17 protein-coding genes and 1 tRNA gene are annotated in these 15,982 nt (G+C 58.9%); 11 read left to right on the forward strand and 7 right to left on the reverse strand.

Annotation, left to right across the window (positions count from 1 at the left end; all coding sequences use genetic code 11):
• The first annotated feature begins 1 nt into the window (after nt 1).
• From VFG26_RS04340 to VFG26_RS04355, 4 genes are all read left to right on the forward strand, one after another.
• On the forward strand, nt 2–487 hold the full coding sequence (locus VFG26_RS04340; RefSeq protein ID WP_325022608.1) for a hypothetical protein: 486 nt from the start codon (nt 2–4) through the stop codon (nt 485–487).
• A 10-nt stretch (nt 488–497) separates the two neighbouring features.
• Complete coding sequence (locus VFG26_RS04345) at nt 498–1,052, forward strand: hypothetical protein (RefSeq protein ID WP_325022611.1); 555 nt, start codon at nt 498–500, stop codon at nt 1,050–1,052.
• Nucleotides 1,042–2,361 carry a hypothetical protein gene (locus VFG26_RS04350; RefSeq protein WP_325022613.1) on the forward strand — a complete coding sequence of 440 codons (1,320 nt, stop codon included), beginning with the start codon at nt 1,042–1,044 and terminating at the stop codon, nt 2,359–2,361. The genes VFG26_RS04345 and VFG26_RS04350 overlap by 11 nt, the downstream gene beginning before the upstream one ends.
• 172 nt (nt 2,362–2,533) lie before the next feature.
• Nucleotides 2,534–2,800 (forward strand): hypothetical protein, encoded by a 267-nt coding sequence (locus VFG26_RS04355; RefSeq protein ID WP_325022615.1) that lies wholly within the window; start codon nt 2,534–2,536, stop codon nt 2,798–2,800.
• 182 nt (nt 2,801–2,982) lie between these two features.
• Here the strand turns inward: VFG26_RS04355 and VFG26_RS04360 are convergent, their stop codons facing one another.
• On the reverse strand, nt 2,983–3,990 hold the full coding sequence (locus VFG26_RS04360) for a hypothetical protein (protein WP_325022617.1): 1,008 nt from the start codon (nt 3,988–3,990) through the stop codon (nt 2,983–2,985).
• 343 nt (nt 3,991–4,333) lie between these two features.
• Between VFG26_RS04360 and VFG26_RS04365 the strand changes: the two genes are divergently transcribed.
• From VFG26_RS04365 to VFG26_RS04375, 3 genes are all read left to right on the forward strand, one after another.
• On the forward strand, nt 4,334–4,513 hold the full coding sequence (locus VFG26_RS04365; RefSeq protein WP_325022619.1) for a hypothetical protein: 180 nt from the start codon (nt 4,334–4,336) through the stop codon (nt 4,511–4,513).
• A gap of 122 nt (nt 4,514–4,635) precedes the next feature.
• Nucleotides 4,636–5,202, forward strand: a complete 567-nt coding sequence (locus VFG26_RS04370; RefSeq protein WP_325022621.1) for a hypothetical protein — start codon at nt 4,636–4,638, stop codon at nt 5,200–5,202.
• A 472-nt stretch (nt 5,203–5,674) separates the two neighbouring features.
• Entirely contained in the window at nt 5,675–7,573 is a 1,899-nt protein-coding gene (locus VFG26_RS04375) for a hypothetical protein (RefSeq protein ID WP_325022623.1), read from the forward strand.
• Between the two features lie 21 nt (nt 7,574–7,594).
• Here VFG26_RS04375 and VFG26_RS04380 read toward each other — a convergent pair whose 3' ends face one another.
• The 4 genes from VFG26_RS04380 to VFG26_RS04395 all read right to left on the reverse strand — a co-directional run bounded on the left by VFG26_RS04380 (nt 7,595) and on the right by VFG26_RS04395 (nt 12,475).
• The gene (locus tag VFG26_RS04380) at nt 7,595–8,617 is read right to left on the reverse strand and encodes an RES family NAD+ phosphorylase (protein WP_325022625.1); all 1,023 of its coding nucleotides are present in this window, start codon (nt 8,615–8,617) and stop codon (nt 7,595–7,597) included.
• Nucleotides 8,618–8,620: 3 nt separating this feature from the next.
• The gene (locus VFG26_RS04385; protein ID WP_325022627.1) at nt 8,621–9,562 is read right to left on the reverse strand and encodes a sce7725 family protein; all 942 of its coding nucleotides are present in this window, start codon (nt 9,560–9,562) and stop codon (nt 8,621–8,623) included.
• A 6-nt stretch (nt 9,563–9,568) separates the two neighbouring features.
• A complete protein-coding gene (locus tag VFG26_RS04390) occupies nt 9,569–10,456 on the reverse strand; it encodes a sce7726 family protein (protein ID WP_325022629.1) in 888 nt (295 codons plus the stop codon).
• 606 nt (nt 10,457–11,062) lie between these two features.
• Entirely contained in the window at nt 11,063–12,475 is a 1,413-nt protein-coding gene (locus tag VFG26_RS04395; protein ID WP_325022630.1) for a toll/interleukin-1 receptor domain-containing protein, read from the reverse strand.
• 545 nt (nt 12,476–13,020) lie between these two features.
• Between VFG26_RS04395 and VFG26_RS04400 the strand changes: the two genes are divergently transcribed.
• The 4 genes from VFG26_RS04400 (at nt 13,021) to VFG26_RS04415 (ending at nt 14,431) form a co-directional block, all read left to right on the forward strand.
• The gene (locus VFG26_RS04400) at nt 13,021–13,341 is read left to right on the forward strand and encodes a hypothetical protein (protein WP_325022632.1); all 321 of its coding nucleotides are present in this window, start codon (nt 13,021–13,023) and stop codon (nt 13,339–13,341) included.
• Entirely contained in the window at nt 13,338–13,577 is a 240-nt protein-coding gene (locus VFG26_RS04405) for a hypothetical protein (RefSeq protein WP_325022634.1), read from the forward strand. The genes VFG26_RS04400 and VFG26_RS04405 overlap by 4 nt, the downstream gene beginning before the upstream one ends.
• Nucleotides 13,570–14,025 (forward strand): hypothetical protein, encoded by a 456-nt coding sequence (locus tag VFG26_RS04410; protein WP_325022636.1) that lies wholly within the window; start codon nt 13,570–13,572, stop codon nt 14,023–14,025. The genes VFG26_RS04405 and VFG26_RS04410 overlap by 8 nt, the downstream gene beginning before the upstream one ends.
• A 151-nt stretch (nt 14,026–14,176) precedes the next feature.
• Nucleotides 14,177–14,431, forward strand: coding sequence for a hypothetical protein (locus tag VFG26_RS04415; protein WP_325022638.1), 255 nt, complete (start codon nt 14,177–14,179; stop codon nt 14,429–14,431).
• Between the two features lie 15 nt (nt 14,432–14,446).
• Here VFG26_RS04415 and VFG26_RS04420 read toward each other — a convergent pair whose 3' ends face one another.
• The gene (locus VFG26_RS04420) at nt 14,447–15,736 is read right to left on the reverse strand and encodes a tyrosine-type recombinase/integrase (protein ID WP_325022640.1); all 1,290 of its coding nucleotides are present in this window, start codon (nt 15,734–15,736) and stop codon (nt 14,447–14,449) included.
• Between the two features lie 160 nt (nt 15,737–15,896).
• Nucleotides 15,897–15,982, reverse strand: a tRNA-Leu gene (locus VFG26_RS04425).

The following is a 15,982-nucleotide window of genomic DNA, read 5'->3' on the forward strand; positions in this document are numbered from 1 at the left end:
GGTGCCGGCTGACGTCGACGTCGGGTATCATCTCTGCTACGGCGACTCGAAGTTCGGCGCCTCACCGTTTATGGGCGATGAGGACCAGTGCCCGATCCACAACCACAAGGATCACGGCCGTCACATCCTACCGCCGGATGTCAGCACGGTCGTCGAAGTTTCGAACGAGCTGGCGCGCGCGATCAATCGCCCGATCAACTTCATCCAGGCCGCAACGATGCGCATCTGGGACGAGCCGAAGCACTGGGAAGCTCTGTCCAACCTCCGCATCGGCAAAGAGACGCAGTTCTATCTCGGCCTCGTGCATGCAAGCGATGGCGTTGAAGCCGCTCGCAAGCGCATCGCGATCGTCTCGAAGGTACTCCCGTCGTTCGGCATCTCGACTGAGTGCGGGCTCGGGCGCCATTCCAAGGAAGAGCTGGCTTCCGTAACGAAGACGTTTAGAGCTGTGAGCCAGGACGCAGAAGCGCTTCAGGCTGCGGAGTGAACAGGACGATATGAGCTACATCACGAAACTGAACTACGACGAGGCGCTTCCTGAGAACCAGGAAGCGTTTCGTCATGAAGAGGAAGTGCGCGGCAAGCCTTCGAACATGAAGGCCACCTTGCTGCATTCTGTTCCGGCCCACCGCGCCTACATGGAGTGGTACCCGCTGTGGAATGAGGTGAAGAGCTTGCTCGGCTTGCGCGGGGCGGTGCTTTACGCCCACGCGATTTCAAGCACGAACAATTGCCTGCTGTGCACCACGTACTTCCGCAAAGCGCTCACCGATCTTGGCCTGACGCCGGACAAGTTCGAGATCACGCCCGAGGAAGAACCGATCGTACAGCTTGGCTACGCTGCCGCGCGCCACGCGCAACCGATTGATCCTGCGCTTTGGAAGACGCTGAAGGCGCGCTTCTCCGAGAGGGATCTCGTCAATCTCGTTGCGTTCGCGGGGCTGATGGTGGCGACCAACCTGTTCAACAATCTCGTCCAGGTTGATGTCGATGACATCCTGACGCCGTATCTTCCACAGGGTGCAGTAGCTGAGGAAGCGGATGTCTCGTAAGCCGCGACCCGTTAAGAAGCAGACTGGTGCACCGAAGGCCGCAGCGTTGCGGGAATTTCAGAAGTTCTCTCTGTTGGACGCGCTATTCGGGCGCCGGTCGCGCCGCTTTGGCGTCGGCATGGAAATACCCGACGGCCCATTCGCCTACCGCTCCAAGCACGCGCCCGAGACGATCAGCGATTTCGAGCGCACGCTTCTGATCGCCATCGGCGCAGGCGTGAGTGGCTGGAATCTCGGCATTCCGCACGCGGCCCACGGAGCCGAGGACAACGGTTGCGACTATCCCGTTCGCCCCGTCGGCAGGACTTATCCGAGCGGCGCGGCAGTGTACGGTTCCGAGCTGCTGATCACCGACGAGAGCGGCTCATACATTACGAAATTCCGTGATCTCGACCCGACTGCGATCCGCGAAGTAAGCTCTCCCAAGGAGCTTGTCGCGCGGCTTGAGCCGCACATCGTGCGGATCAGCGACAAGCGCGTGCAGCTTTCCGCGGAATTTCCGCACATAGGCACGCACAACCACTGGGTCGCCAACAAACCTGGCTCAACCCTTTTTGTGCCGATCAGCGACCAGGTCGAAACACTTCTCAACCTCCTTTGGATTTACACCGGAGAGGGTTCGCCCGTGTTGGATGCCGAGGGCAAGCCCTTCGGCAAGCCGAAGCCGCTCCTGAAGGAGGGTGTGCTCCATAAGAAGCGCGCTATTCCACTCACTGTTATCGAAGCGGTTGCCCTCAAGCATACGACATCCGAAATCACCATCGCCGCCTACAATATCCAGCTCGCGCTGCAGGCCATCGGGCTCGGCGGCTGGCTATATACCGGCATCAACTCGGCAAGCCTGCTCGGCGCCTACGCGGAGCAAGGCACGCCGGGCTTCGGCTTCCGCTATCAGCGCAACAGCAAAGTTCCCGAAGACTCCATTCCGGTGGGTCTCGATGGCTTCTTTGAGCCGTTGATCCCGCCATACACCAAAAGCATGGCGGATGCAGCCGAGCGGTTCCTCGAGCGCAAATTCGGTGAAGACGGTGTGTTCGGTGCAGACCGGCCGTCACCCTTTACGCGCGATGCGAGAATAAAGAAAGCGCTCGCGTCGCCTTCGCCAGAGGTCGTGAAGTACTTCATCGGGCTCGTGCAGGATATCTTCGGGCGCTTCGGCCGCTTCCCGACGACGATCCCGCCGGTGGGTGCAGGCCTCTACACGCAAGCCCAGCACATAGACACAGACTTCTACGACAAGTTCTACAAGGAAGGCGCGTATCTCGAGTCCCACGCGCGCCACAATGAGTTGTGGCATGACGAGGACTGATCCGCAGACACTACCCCTCACGCCGCGGGTGAGAGCAGCCTGAGGCGTTGCCGTAGAACACGGCTTCCAGCACGACGTTCTAGCGCCTGATAATCCCGGATAGATTGGCGACGCATCATACCAAGGCGATAGCGGTGGCGATCCGCGGTGCGTCGAAGACCCGGCCGCACGCGTGGAGGATATCCGTTCGACCGTCGATTTCCTGACGACGCTCACGTATGTCGATAAGGAGTGTATAGGTGCGCTCGGCATCTGCGCCGGCGGCGGATATGCGGTGCGCGCGTCGCTCTTCGAGCGACGTATCAAAGCGGCCGGCACGGTTGTGCCGATCGATATTGGGAAAGCGTTACCTGTCACGCTTTCTTGGAAAGGGTCTGTGTCCATCAAGGGCAGCGGGGCGGTTCGGCCGATTTTCAGCGAAATCGGGCCGAAGGCGTGATTTTTGCTGCGGTATCAATGAGGGGATGGTGCCAGAAGAGGACTCGAACGGTTCCGAAATATGGCATTGCAATACAACAATAATTATCGAATTTTGTCGATGTTCTGTTTTCTATCCCCACAATTTCCCAACATGAACGTTACGGGCGGACAAATTTCGGGTGTTGGATGCTCGGTACCAGATCACGCTCCTGCGCTCCCCTTGCGCGCGATGATCGACACAACGGCGGTCGTTGATGCGGTTGCTTCGACGCAAAGGGCGGCGAGTTGCCGCGTCGCGGTTCGGCGATGCTGAAGGTTCAGCGCCAACGCCAGAGATGCGCGATGGTGCGCCCGGACTTCTTTGTTGCTCGCGCCGGGGAATACGTGCCCGATATACGCTTCAAGCATCCGGTTTGCATCGGTTTCGCTTGGCGGAACGCCGTCTAACGATTGGTGGATCGCAGGGTCATAGACCGCCTGCGCCAGCGATATGATGACTTCGCGACATAGCAGGCCGATAGCCTGGCAGTCTTCTTCGGCAGATGCGCTTTCAAGCTGCGACCGTGCCTTCGACAACGCGCGGTCAACACGCCCCCATCCTGTTGCTTCACGCGGTTCCGACGGCAACGACGATCGCTTTGCGACGGCTTCGATCGCCGGAGCAAATAGCCGGCGAACGTATTGCCGTCGTTCGGCGTAAGTGCCGAAATGTTCTTTCCAGTGATGAAACCATGCCCACAGGTCGGCGTGAGGATTGGCATATGCGACGCCCGCCGGGATGGCTTGACGGATACGGACTTCGCGAGCGCGATAGTAGTCGTCAACGTCCTGAATGCGCGATCCGCCGGTTGCGACCGAAACCATCATCGCGCGGTGGATCAACAGTTCCGACAACAATGCGACCGCGCCAGTTGCATTGGCTTCGTCCGTCGTTTCGACCCGGAAATCTTCATGCTGCCGACCGCCTTGCCTAACGCTCAAAATCGCTTCGGCAATCCGCTTGCGATCCTGTTGCGGCAATGATTGCAACGCTTCGCCGATTGGGACCGGGGCGCGGATGATGATTGCTTCGTCCTCCAAATCGAAAGACCAATCTAGCGCGGTTTCGAATTGTTCGACCGACGCCCGGCAATGCCGCAACAGCATTGCCAGATCGAAGCGTTGTAGGCTTTCTAAGAAGCTGCATGCGCTGTCGGTTGCGTTCGCCATTTAATCATTATGCAGGGGCCGCCGATTCCCATCAATGTTCTAGCAGGACGCATCGCGAATGACGGCGGCGACTCGGCATCCGAAGCTTCGATTGATGGTGCAAATGCTCTTGTGCCACGTCTGATGCCAGGATGGCGGCTTGGATACAATGGACTGCTGCGCCAGATTTGGCCCCGCGGCGCATGAACTGTTCGCGCCTTCGTGTAAAAACTGTAGGAAATCCGCCGATTATTTCATCAACGCTATATCGGCGCGGGAATAGGTCCACCGAAACAACCCTGCAAATTTCCGCTAGTGGCGGAAACTACTGCCCATGCCGGCATCCCGCTGGCGGGAGACTCAGATGGGCATTCCATCCGCCTACGTCAACCAGCGGCGCGCCGCTGAACTTCTCGGCGTCACTACGCGCACGCTGCGAAACTGGAAATCCGCCGACTTTGGCCCGCGCCCCGTTCGGGACGGGCCTTCCCTTCTATATCGTCGCGATGAGATCGACGACTTCCGCATGGGAGTCGCGCGATGAGGGGCTGGAAGCCAACGCGCGCCGCGAGGGCACGAACGCTCGATGAATTGAACCGCGACCTTGCAGCGATCCCCGGCGAGCGCGCCGCACTCTCGCGCGAGCTTTCTGACATCGACACCGCAATGCCGGAGCTTCTGCTCGATGAACCCACTCGGGCGCTCGCGGCCGAGAAAAGAAAAATCGAGATCGCTGCCCAACTCTCCACGCTCGATGGGCGGGAGTCGCGGCTGGGAGCGGAGATCGGCCGGCTGCAACGCGAGGCCGATGAAAAAGAGAAGGCCGCCGAACGCGCCGCCGCCACAAAGGAGGCAAGATCGCTCCGGACGCTGGTCGACGAGATCGCGAACGATGCGACGAAGTTGAAAGCCAAAATTGATAAGCTGGAGGCGCATCGAGAGCGCGCCGCTGCGGCCGGCGTTCCGGATGCGGAGTTTCTTGTGAGAAGCAAGCCCGGCCGCATCCGTCCCGCGATCATGGACGATCCCAAGACGGTATGGTTCGACGGAAATGGCCGCCGGTTTGCGACAAACATGACAACCGACATCGGCGGACGCGTCATTGAGGCGACTGACCGTGTGGCGCGTCAGGTGGTCGATGTTATCCGTGAGGAGTCGCAAGACCCGCCCAGCATGCCGACCCGTTTCTTCGATGCCATCAAGCTGGTCGATCTAGAAGGCTGCCCACTGTGATTGCCCTAGCCAGCTTGCTTACCCCGCCATGCCCGCCAGACGCCGAGCCGGACGTTACGTGGTTCCTCGACCGAGGGAGGCGCCAGCATCGCCTGCGCCGCTCCGGCAGCTACGTTGTGGCCAGCCATCGCGATGGACGCGCATTGCGGTTGCCTTGGCCCTCAAGTGAGCCGGTGCCGCAGCACGAAAGCTTTGCAGCGCGGATATTCGCCATTTGTGAAAAGGCCGCCGAGCGCGAACCCGGCGGCCTGTAATCTCAACCCCAGCGCGGCAACGCCGGGTAAATACACGGGACTTTTCAAATATGCTTTTTCAAGACGTAAGGGGAGCCGCATTTCGTGGCCCTCGTCAATTTAGGCAAGTTGTCCATCTCGCCCGGACCGGGCCGCTTGCGCTGGCGATGGAGGCGGCGGACAATTTACCGTGCTGGCCCGCGCCCGGTGTGTCTGGCGCCGCTGCACGTCCAGCTGCAGTGCGTGCGGCTCGCGTGCTCGATGCGGCGATGGATGCAGCGGCGCGCGAACGTCAGCGCGATATCGCACGCGCTGCCATGCGCGATCAGTTTGAAGCCGACGATGATCGCGACCTTTCAGATTTTTACAACCGCGAGCGACTGCTTACGCACCTCATCGAGCGGGCGGCGCGCGATACCGCAGAACACAAAAGCGAAGAGTCCACACGGATCACGCCCGATGATCTTGTGGACCTTGTTGCCGAGTTCGTCCCGATCGATGATCGCGAAGAGGCACTGTTTGAGGCAGAGCAGGCCCTTCGCGACCATCATACCGGGTGGCGCGAGCCCACGCCGGAAGAGGCCGCAGAAGCTGTTGAGGCCGAAGCCGGAATAGACCTTTGGCTAGCTGAGCATGCCCGCCGCTCCGATCCGTTCGATGCGGCACAACGGCCCGTTCATCCGCCTGTCGAGCCAGCCCGCGAGGCTGCTTTCCGCAGAGCGGCCGATGAGGCGGCGATGCGCTGCCTCCGCGCCATGGCCGAAGTCGCCGATAAGAGGGGCGACGCAACGGCGTTGGCAGGGATTCAGGCGGAGATTGAGAGGTTCAACCGCTCGACCAATCTTGAGCGGTCTGTCGCCGTTGAGGTGAAAGCTTTCGACATTGCGGCCGAACCAGGCTTGCTTGGAGACATCGCACGCTGGTCGCAGCGCTTCGCTTTTCGGCCAGTGAAAGAATTTGCTCAGCCAGCGGCCCTTGCGACGCTCGCGGCCGTTTTCGGACGTCGATGGGCAACGCCCACGGGCCTCGGTCTTAATCTCTATATCGTCGCAATCGGCGAAACAGGTGGGGGGAAGGATGCGCTGCTTGGTGCTCCAAAAAAGTTACTAGCAGACGCGGGCTTCCGGCATTTGCTTGGGCCGGGCGACTTTTCGTCGGACGCGGCCATCGAGTTGTCGCTTCGCGCGCGACCATCGCAACTTATGCCGCTCGACGAATTCGGAAAGCTAGCGCAAGCCATGATGGGCAGAAATGCACCATCGTTCGCCCGACTGGCGGCGAAAGCCCTTCTTGAGGTCTATCCTCGTTCCCAGCCTGGCTCGGAATGGACGGGCAAGCAACGCGCGAGCGACGAGCGCGACAATGCTTCCGAACCGATCCACTCGCCGACCCTCTCGCTGCTTGCCGTTTCAACTCCTGAAGGATTTTTCGAGGGTATGTCGCAACAGACCCTCGACGACGGCTTTCTGAACCGCCTTACGGTCGTCCGGGCTGGCATTGCAGGTGCACGCCAACGCGACCCCGCCCGTCTCTCACCTCCCCCGGCACTAGTGGAGGCGTTGCGGGCTGTCTCTGAGGCAGCTACGGCGGCGGGAAATCTCAGTGGCGCGGCCTCGCGCATGGCAAACGCTGCGCCGCCCATGCAATTCGCCCGTTGGGCTGATGACGCGGCTATTGCGGCCATCGAGACCGTCGAAGCGTGGGAGGATGATGCTGCTGATGCCGGTCGCCGTGGTGTTGCCGGACGTGCAGCCGAACAAACCCAAAAGATCGCGACGCTTCGCGCTCTTTCCCGCAATCCGGCTGATCCTGCTGTGACGGCGACCGATATCCAGTGGGCGTTTGAAGTCGTCCGCACGTCCATTGCAACCATCGAGGCCGGTGCCCGCGAGATGATGGCGGGCAGTGAATTTGAAGAGATCGTCAAAGACGTGGAACGGGCCGTTATCGCTGCTGGCGATGAAGGCATCAAATGGAGCGACCTGCTGCGCGCAAAGGGCGTTAGCAAGCGCGACGATCGTGCGGTTGAGGCAGCGGTCAAGCGGCTAGAGGCGGTCGAGAAGGTCTGGGTGATTATTGGGGGGCGGGGTGGGCGACGTGTGCGTTGTCGTCGGCCGGATGAGCGCGGTGAGTATTGATAGACGCGCACAAGCGATGGTTCAGCACTGTGCTACCTCCACGGTCACGCGCTCGATATTGTATAGGGATACCGTGCCGCCCTCCGCCTTCTCCGGATCGAAGAGCGCTAGGTTGAAGCCTTTGCTCACCGAGCTTCGATAGACGACGCCGTCATACCCGCTCTTCTTGATGAACTCGCAGAGGTACTGGCTTGGGATGTAATCGATCGCGGCCCCGGAGGGCAGCACTGGCCTGGTCAGTTCATCGCCAAGCCGTTCCAGAAACGGAAGATCAGCCCGAAGCTGACCGATATCGCTCGCGTCCTCAAGAATGAAGGGTGAAACAAGCTTGCGCGGTGCGCGCAAGTCGACAGCCTGTATTTCGGGAATGGCGAAATCTGCAACGCATGCTATTTCACCGGTGTGTGGCCTCACCTCCGCTGCTGCGGTGTCCGGTTGAGAGCCGAGGTAAAGATATGGAATGCCGGCAGGATTTGCCCTACCATGAGCAGCGAGCCTTTTGGGCGGTGCGCTCATCTTCTCGATAGGAAAAATTTCGTCGCCTGATCTGATGCGGGCGCGAAACCATGTGCGCGGTAGATCGTCAGCGGGTAGATGCGGCAGAAGCTGCTTGAGACGGTCGGTATCGAGGGTCATATCCAGAAACCAGCGGTTTCGGTACATCATCTCATCGCGCAACGTTTCCCATTGAATTAAACCTTCACTTTTGTAGCTGGGTGACGGGATGAAATTCTTGCGCACAATCTGCCCATCATCGAGTATATCGCCAAGCAAATAGGCGGCATTCGCTAGGTCCATCTTGGGATGCGAAAATAGTTCCCAATCATCCTTCAACCACTCCGCAAGCGGCTTACCATCTTCGTCAGGTTCGTAAACATTGACGACGAGCCCAAAATAGGGGGCTAACGCTTGCGGATTGAGTAGATCGACATCGGTTGACCCGCAATAATCGCATTTACCCCGAGACGGACCGAGGAAGGGAAATATTTGCTTGGTCAGCCCGCGGTCTCCGAAGCACTCAGGGCAGCAACGCTTTCTGGCCATTCGTCAGCCCAAATAGTTGGCAAGCGTTTCAATGTGGTGTTTCATCGAAAGCTTTTTTACATAGCCCAAGCCGGGGAAATGGCCCTTCGCATGTAACTCCCTCAGCTCCTGAATCGCTTGCGTATTATCGAGCTTTGACGTGCCAGAATCGAGCTTGGCTATGAGCTTTTTGAGCGCTTGTGCGAACTTGCCGGCAGGGTCAGCTGGAGTGTCATTTGTCGTCGAGACGAAATGATAGACGAACATGACATTATCTTGATCAGGGTCGATGTAAGTGAGGTGGATCGCCACTGCATATGCCGGGCCACCAGTCTCCGAATAGCTGTCACCGACCGTCAGAAAATCTCCGAACCCATCCATGCCCATGTCGCCGAACGTGACGTGAAGTTCGGAGAATTTTTCAGGCGAGTTTTTCTGATATTCTGAATTTTTGCGGCGCTCGAAACCGTCGCGCACCAAGATCCGGGTGCCTGCTTCGAAGTGCTTTCGATAAAGAATATCCGCATGTCTTTCGATGAAGACATGCCTAGAGGTAGGTAGGTGGTCGCCAAGGTGAGCTGCTAGCGCCTTCTGCGCCGTGAAGCCCGCATGTATGAATGTGGGATTATGGTCATGATGGGCATCGTACTTCGACGTGGCGTCTTCAAGCGTCATGTCGTTACGCAGGAGAATGCCGGCGGAGATCGCTTCATTTCCGACATAACCGGCCTGCAAAAGATTGGTGATGCTGGCGCCGTCTTCTTGGTGATCCCCATGGTAGGGGTTCACCACAACGATGGCCTTCGCATTGGCATCACAGATGGCCTGAAGCGTCCGTTCAAGACCGCCCAATGACTCACGGACAGGCTCGATGATCGGGACAAACTCCGACCCCGCAAGCATCGGTGCCGTCTCTCGAATCGTAATGAGTTCGAACTGCTTTCCGCGAAAATATGGGTGATACATATGGCGCTATGCCCACGCCATGGCTGCGTCGAGCCGGGTGCCCACCGCTGCTGCTAGCCTGTCATGCTCGGCGCGCCTTAGAGGAATCGAAAGAGCAGCAGCGTGAAGCGAACGTGGAAGCTGGTCAATTAAATCGCTTAGCAGCGACAGGCTTCGCGTCCGCTTCAACGTGCGCACCATCTGGGCATGTACCCCGGCGGGGTCCTGCTGCAAGAAGAACTCGCGCAGCATTGCATGACGGCGCGTATTCGGCACTGACGGAATCGCGACACCTAGCGCTTTCAGAACAGACTCTGCTTCCGCTGCGCGAAGCGATTCAAATATCGCACTAGGGCAGACGCGTTCAGGATCATCGATCGCATCGCGGATCGTCGAAATTCTGTATCGGCTCGTCAGGCACATCACCCCGACATCATCAGGAACAACGTCGAGAACGCCTTTCACATGGCCCTCGCTAGCGATGACGTTTACGGACGCAAACACCCGCTGATAGTTTCTGACTTGGTTTGCGAGCCGAGCGAGAGAGTCCCTCTCAGACTTGATTTCATAAACCGTAGCGGTGCCGTTCAGGATGACAATATCCGCCCTGGACGAACCGGCTCGGAATTCATTGAGCATGGACGCCGTTTTGAGCGAGTGCTTACCCATCAGGACTTTGTGTGCAAGCGCGACCCGATAGACGTATTCGTCCCGATGACCGGATTTTTTCAGAATGGAAAACGCCATGTCGAACGCGTCTGCCACCTTGGCGTGCCGGCCGCACTTTTGTGACAAATCCGTTTGGTTGATGAGACGGCCGAAGAGCGGCGAACGCCCCTTCTTTGCCATTTCCCGGAACACTGCGGAGGAAAAGAAACGCGTCAGCGCAGATAATGTCGATCGATCGTAGCCCACGGCTCTCCCCGGCGCATGCTGGTTGCAGCCAGCGATGCATGATTCTAGCAGGATTTGGCTCCTCCTAAAAGGATAGGGGGCGGGGCGCCAAGTGGAAAGCTATTGCCGTGGCCAGCTTGCACGCGCACCTCAACTCGCAGGGCTCGTGTCCCAAGCGGAGAAGGCGGAACTAAGCGGAGAAGTTTTCCGCTTACGGAAACCCGCAAGAAACTTAGTTTTTTTGGTAAAAATGATGATCTAAGCGGAAAGCGGAGAGACACATATTTTCCCGATTTATTGCGAATCCATCACAATAAGCAGGTGCCATTTTTATCGGAGAAGGTTAGGCCTTCCATTTTCCGCTTACACACGATTTTTCAAGTATACGCTGTTGAATTCCATGGGGAAATCCAAGCGGAAAAGTGCTCCGCTTAGCTGGCGCTTTCCGCTTTCGCCATCAAACTGTTGATCCACCACATGCTCGGGCCATGCCAATATTCAGTCGATGAGTGCAATGCGCGGCCGCGAGGAGCTGGCCCGCTATCGTGATAGAGGGGGAGATATGGTACGATCTACTGCGCGGCGATGAGCGGCATTCCAACGATGGCCAGAGCGCGGGGCCCCCGCTTAAGCCGACACAGTGTCGCTCGGATTGGCCGACTTAGTGCCTTCAAGTCGCCCGAAATCTGCAGTGCCATCTGTTTGAATGACATACCGAAACGTGAGGGAATCTTGGGAGGCGCCCCTAGTGTCGTCCTGAATATCGACGATTTGAACCGCAGCATAAAAGCCATTCGAGTTTCGCAGGATAGCGATTTCGCCAACAGCAGGTGATCGCGAGCTCGAGGTAAAATCGAATGCCGATGCATTGGATACGGCGGCAATTTCAACCGCTCCCTTGGCAATCGCGACACCCTCAATGGATGGCGGATCATTGTAGAGGTGGATGCGTTGGTCGCTGGCCTTGGACCACTTCGTCTCAAACGTGGACGGTCCTGAGCCGATCAAGAAACGACCATTATAAGCGCTGTAGTCGAACGTCACCTCGCCGACAGTGGCATGTGCGGCGGGCGGAGCAATATCCGATGCCTTCGCCGACCCGGAGCCGATTCCAAGCTTCTCGCATATTTTCACGGCCAGGGCGGCAGGGCTGAAGTCTGCCGCTCGCAGATATTGCAGCGTGTCGGGAACGCCAGCGACCGGGGTGTCGTCAAAACGAACGGGCAGGAGATATTCATCGTCTGCGTTGATGGCTCTGCTGAGTGCCGAGCGGCGCTCATGCCTCGTCCACTTCTTGGCGACATAGGCCTCCGAAATGAACATGACGGCATGCCGCGCATCTTCCGTGAAAACCTTGTGGAAGTATTCTACGCCGTCCTTGCCCCACAAATTTGTGGCTTCGAATTCGTCGTAGAAGACGGCCACGCCTCTAGCGACGAGATGGCGTGCAACTTCTCGAACATAGGCTCGTTGCTCCCCGGCGAATGAGAGCGCCACTTGGTAGGCACGCGGTGCAGCAGATGCGGTTACGTCCGCCTTCACTGCGGGTGGCATTGCTTCGGGGGCGGGTGGAAATAGGGCGGCCTTCAGCGCTTCGGCCTGCTTGACGATCGCCTGATTGCTCACATCCTCCCAGTTTCCGGAGTCGTGCTCTGGAGGGAAATTGATTCCGTCACCGCGCAGGATACGGTCCTTTTCGATTGCCGTCCGACGCAGCTTGCCAACGAAGCTCATCAACGCGCCCGCACATTCGTCGATCGCCTGAATCGCGACTGCAGGAGAATAATTCCTCACGGCTTCTTCGACCCAAGTGAACTGCTCGATGACCTCTTTTTTCGCGCCGCGAACGATTGCCCACCAATAGACATCGCGCGGTGATCCCGAGAACTTGATTCCGCCGTAGTGTGCTTGTCGGCCGTCAAACGTATCGATGTCGACCGATGACCCCCCGATGTAATGCCACTTGAAAAACCACTGGTTGTGAAACCAGAGGTATCTCTCGTCCAGACGCATTTGCAGGCGGGTTGCTGTAGGTGTCATGGCTGGATTCTAATAAGACTAGGCGCGAAAGTCGCAAGCGTTGCCATGAGTGACGGAGGTTCCGCCCACAACTCACTGAGCGACAGGCTTGTCGGGCTAGCACATGCAGGCACGGCCAGACGCAGGAACTGTTGTGCCAGCGGGATCAATCAGCCTGCCGTGCACTGCGCGTGCGACCCGTGTGGCCTGGTAAGCCATACCCCCGCCCATACTGCGGGTCCTCCCACGGCCCCCACCCGGTGCGGGTTAACGCGCCAGCCCGACACCCCGCTAGCCAAGACCAAAAATTTCAACATTGTTTCCACCGGAGAAATAATATTGCGGTAAGAGACGCAAAAAAAATATAAAATCTGAAAGTGCAGGTTGTTTCGATAGAAAGCCAGTCTCAAACACGCCACCGAAACCGTCCCGCCAGTAGCGACTGAATAGGCCACTATGACGGCATGTCGAATCCTTCCGAATATGTGCGTCCGTCACGAATAACGATTCCCCGGAATGCGCATCCTCTCGCGCGACTACTCTTCCAGCTAATGCGCGATAATGGAATGACGTACGAAGAGACGGAATTTCGTTCGTCTGTACTTCGCCAAACGATCAAGTCATGGCGAAATGAGAAATACCCGAGCATCCGCGCCATCGAGGCCGCGCTGGGGGTTTTCGGCTATCGCCTTCTTCCGTGTCCACCGCTGGACGGCCTGCCCGATCGCGTCCGCGAGCAGTTGGAGGAAGTCGGTCAGCACTTCTTCTCTGATGACGAGGCGCTGGCTGCGGCGGTCCATCTCGCGACCAGCAAGCCGCAGGAGACGGCGGGCGGCCCGCGTTACCTGCGTGGCACCCCATACTGGCGGGAAGGCGCATCCGCATGAGCGTGCAAGTCCGCCTCGAATGGCCGATCGACTCCGGTCTCAAGGGCGTTGGCGCCACACAATTCGTTTCCGTGCGCAACTTCCGAACAGAGGAACTGATCGAGCTTCAGAACGCCGATTCTGACACGATCATGGCCCGCTGCACCGGCCTCTCGCTGGATCAGGTGGCGCGCCTCACGCAAAACGACCGCGCTGCCATTATCGAAGCGCGTCGGCAGGAGATGGTGAATGCTTGAACTTCACCGGGCGCGCGAAGCGCTGGCCGATGCCGAGGCCCAGGTGCTCGCAGGTTTCAATCCATACGCGGCGACCAACGTGGCGACGCAACGGGCTCGCGTCGCGCGGCTCGAAGCCGACCTAGGCTTACCCATTTCCTTTCTCGACGTGCCCCGCGTCGACGCTGCGGCGGGCTCGACTCCGGCCCGTCGCAGCAACCCCGCTCCTGGCATCAGCGGCACACGCGAGGAACGTCTGCAACGGCTGGCAAAGACCATGGACGCCGACGAGGCCCACCTTGCCCGTGCTATTGCGGCTGGTACGTCGCCGGACGAATACGCCATCGAAATTCTCGACAGTCGTGATCCCGACGCCGTGGCGCGCCGCATTGTCAATTCCGATCGGCCGGCCGCTCGCACGGCTGCGTGCGAAATCGAGGAAATGGCGCAGCGAATTCTCAACGCTTAGCTCGTATAGTTTTCCCCCTTTTCGCGACGGAAGAATCCGTCACGCCAACGGATTTTTCCGGCCACGGATTCTTAGCCAAAGACTGATCATTTCCGGCCGAACGGCGACCCGCATGGCATGACGCGCGGGTCATTTCGAACCGGAGGCAATCATGACGGCAGCACTCATCGCATCATTCGACGCACTGGAAGAAGTACATGGTGAACGCATTGGTGCACCGTTGGAAGAAGTGAAGGACGTGCTTCGCTCACTGAAAACACATCTTCTCTCGGCGCGTGCCGAGACGCCGGATGCGCTCGCATGGAAGGTTCAGCGCCTCGCGCGCGCAGTCGAAAATGATTGGCATGCGTCGGAGATGGCAACAGTCGCGGCTTCGATCATGCGTGATCTTGGGGGCGCCGCATAGTGCGTCGCGCTTGCGCTACTCGGAAAAATCGATTGCCGCTTGGCCGGGCACGCTCACGGCGATGCCTTTCTTGCGCTTGGGCGCGGCCTTTTCCCTCTTGAAAGGAATTGGCTGCAATTCCGGATGATCGGCATGGGCTTGTGTTGCCTCTGGCGCGGTCTCGCTCATGCAGAAGGCGGCCCAATCGCGCATTAGCTCACGCCGGCGATCAAAGAAGTCCGTTCGGCGATACGCCCGTTTCACATCGTCAGGAACTTCATGCGCCAATGCGGCTTCGGCTATCTCCTCGGGGTAGTCGGTCTCATCGGCTCGCCAGTCTGCAAAGGTCGAGCGCATTCCGTGCACGCGATAGGGCAGGTTCATGTCTCGCAAAATTTTCGTCAGCGTCATGTCCGAGAGCGGCGTGCCAGCATCCGATGGAAACAGAAGGTCGCTGTCGGGGCGCCTGAACTTGGCGGCCATTTCGACGACTGCGAGCGCTTCTGGTGAAAGCGGTACTCGATGGGCTTTGCGCATCTTCATGCGTGAGGCTGGAATTTCCCAGACCGCCTTTTCTCGGTCGATCTCGCTCCAAGTCGCGCCTCGCGTTTCGCCCGAGCGCGCCGCGTTCAGGATGGTGAAGCGGAGCGCGAGGGAGCCTTTGCTTTCTTTGGCCGACAGCTTTGCCATGAACGCAGGTAGTTCCGCATATGGCATCGCGGCGTGATGCTCGCCATCTTTCTGCGCGGGGAGTCGGTCAGTAACGGCCTTGGCAAGCGCGCCTTCCAGCAAATGCCCATCGGGCCGAGCGAAGCGCAGGACGCGGATTATGTATTGGCGAACCCGCCGGGCTGTCTCGGGCTTCGCCGTCCAGATGGGACGCAGGGCTTCGGCGAGCACATCGGCATCGATGCTCTGAACCTCCAAGCGGCCGAGCTTGGGGTAGGCGTGCATCTCGAGTCGCGCGCGCATCCGGGAGATGGTCTTTTCACCCAGCTTGTCGCCGGCGAGGCCGGTCAGTGTCGCTTCAGCCGCGTCGCGGAACGTCTGACGCTCAGGCTTCTTGAACTTGTGTGCCAGCGGGTCACGACCCTCGCGGATGGCTTGGCGATATTCCTCGGCGATCTCACGCGCCTTGCTGAGTGGAATGGCCGGGTATCCACCAAGTCCAAAGTCACGGCGCTTGCCGTTATAGCTGATACGAAGAATCCACGACCGCGTGCCGGAGGACTTCACGAGAAGCATGAGCCCGCGGCCGTCGCCATACGCGCCGGGCTTGGTCAACCGGGCGACTTCAAGGGCGGTCAGCCGCTTTGAGTTAGACATTCATCTGTCCCCACAATTTCCCCACGCTTTTAGCGCGGATTGCGGCGGACGTCCACGGACAACGAAAGGCGCCAACAGGCGCAAAAATCCCGTATTTGGGGGCTTTCTCAGGGATTTTTGGAAATCGATGAACGCGTGCGGACTGCAGCGAACGGGAAAATGGTGCCCAGAAGAGGACTCGAACCTCCACGCCTTGTGAGCGCTGCTACCTGAAAGCAGTGCGTCTACCAATTCCGCCATCTGGGC

Origin of the sequence: Hyphomicrobium sp., from assembly GCF_035687085.1 — a bacterium.
Classification (GTDB): Bacteria; Pseudomonadota; Alphaproteobacteria; order Rhizobiales; family Hyphomicrobiaceae; genus Hyphomicrobium_B.

Coding starts and splice junctions, on each gene's coding strand:
- VFG26_RS04345 (WP_325022611.1), top strand. CDS start 498: ATGAGCTACATCACGAAACTGAACTACGACGAGGCGCTTCCTGAGAAC.
- VFG26_RS04350 (WP_325022613.1), top strand. CDS start 1,042: ATGTCTCGTAAGCCGCGACCCGTTAAGAAGCAGACTGGTGCACCGAAG.
- VFG26_RS04360 (WP_325022617.1), bottom strand. CDS start 3,990: ATGGCGAACGCAACCGACAGCGCATGCAGCTTCTTAGAAAGCCTACAA.
- VFG26_RS04365 (WP_325022619.1), top strand. CDS start 4,334: ATGGGCATTCCATCCGCCTACGTCAACCAGCGGCGCGCCGCTGAACTT.
- VFG26_RS04370 (WP_325022621.1), top strand. CDS start 4,636: ATGCCGGAGCTTCTGCTCGATGAACCCACTCGGGCGCTCGCGGCCGAG.
- VFG26_RS04380 (WP_325022625.1), bottom strand. CDS start 8,617: ATGGCCAGAAAGCGTTGCTGCCCTGAGTGCTTCGGAGACCGCGGGCTG.
- VFG26_RS04385 (WP_325022627.1), bottom strand. CDS start 9,562: ATGTATCACCCATATTTTCGCGGAAAGCAGTTCGAACTCATTACGATT.
- VFG26_RS04395 (WP_325022630.1), bottom strand. CDS start 12,475: ATGACACCTACAGCAACCCGCCTGCAAATGCGTCTGGACGAGAGATAC.
- VFG26_RS04400 (WP_325022632.1), top strand. CDS start 13,021: ATGACGTACGAAGAGACGGAATTTCGTTCGTCTGTACTTCGCCAAACG.
- VFG26_RS04405 (WP_325022634.1), top strand. CDS start 13,338: ATGAGCGTGCAAGTCCGCCTCGAATGGCCGATCGACTCCGGTCTCAAG.
- VFG26_RS04410 (WP_325022636.1), top strand. CDS start 13,570: ATGCTTGAACTTCACCGGGCGCGCGAAGCGCTGGCCGATGCCGAGGCC.
- VFG26_RS04415 (WP_325022638.1), top strand. CDS start 14,177: ATGACGGCAGCACTCATCGCATCATTCGACGCACTGGAAGAAGTACAT.
- VFG26_RS04420 (WP_325022640.1), bottom strand. CDS start 15,736: ATGTCTAACTCAAAGCGGCTGACCGCCCTTGAAGTCGCCCGGTTGACC.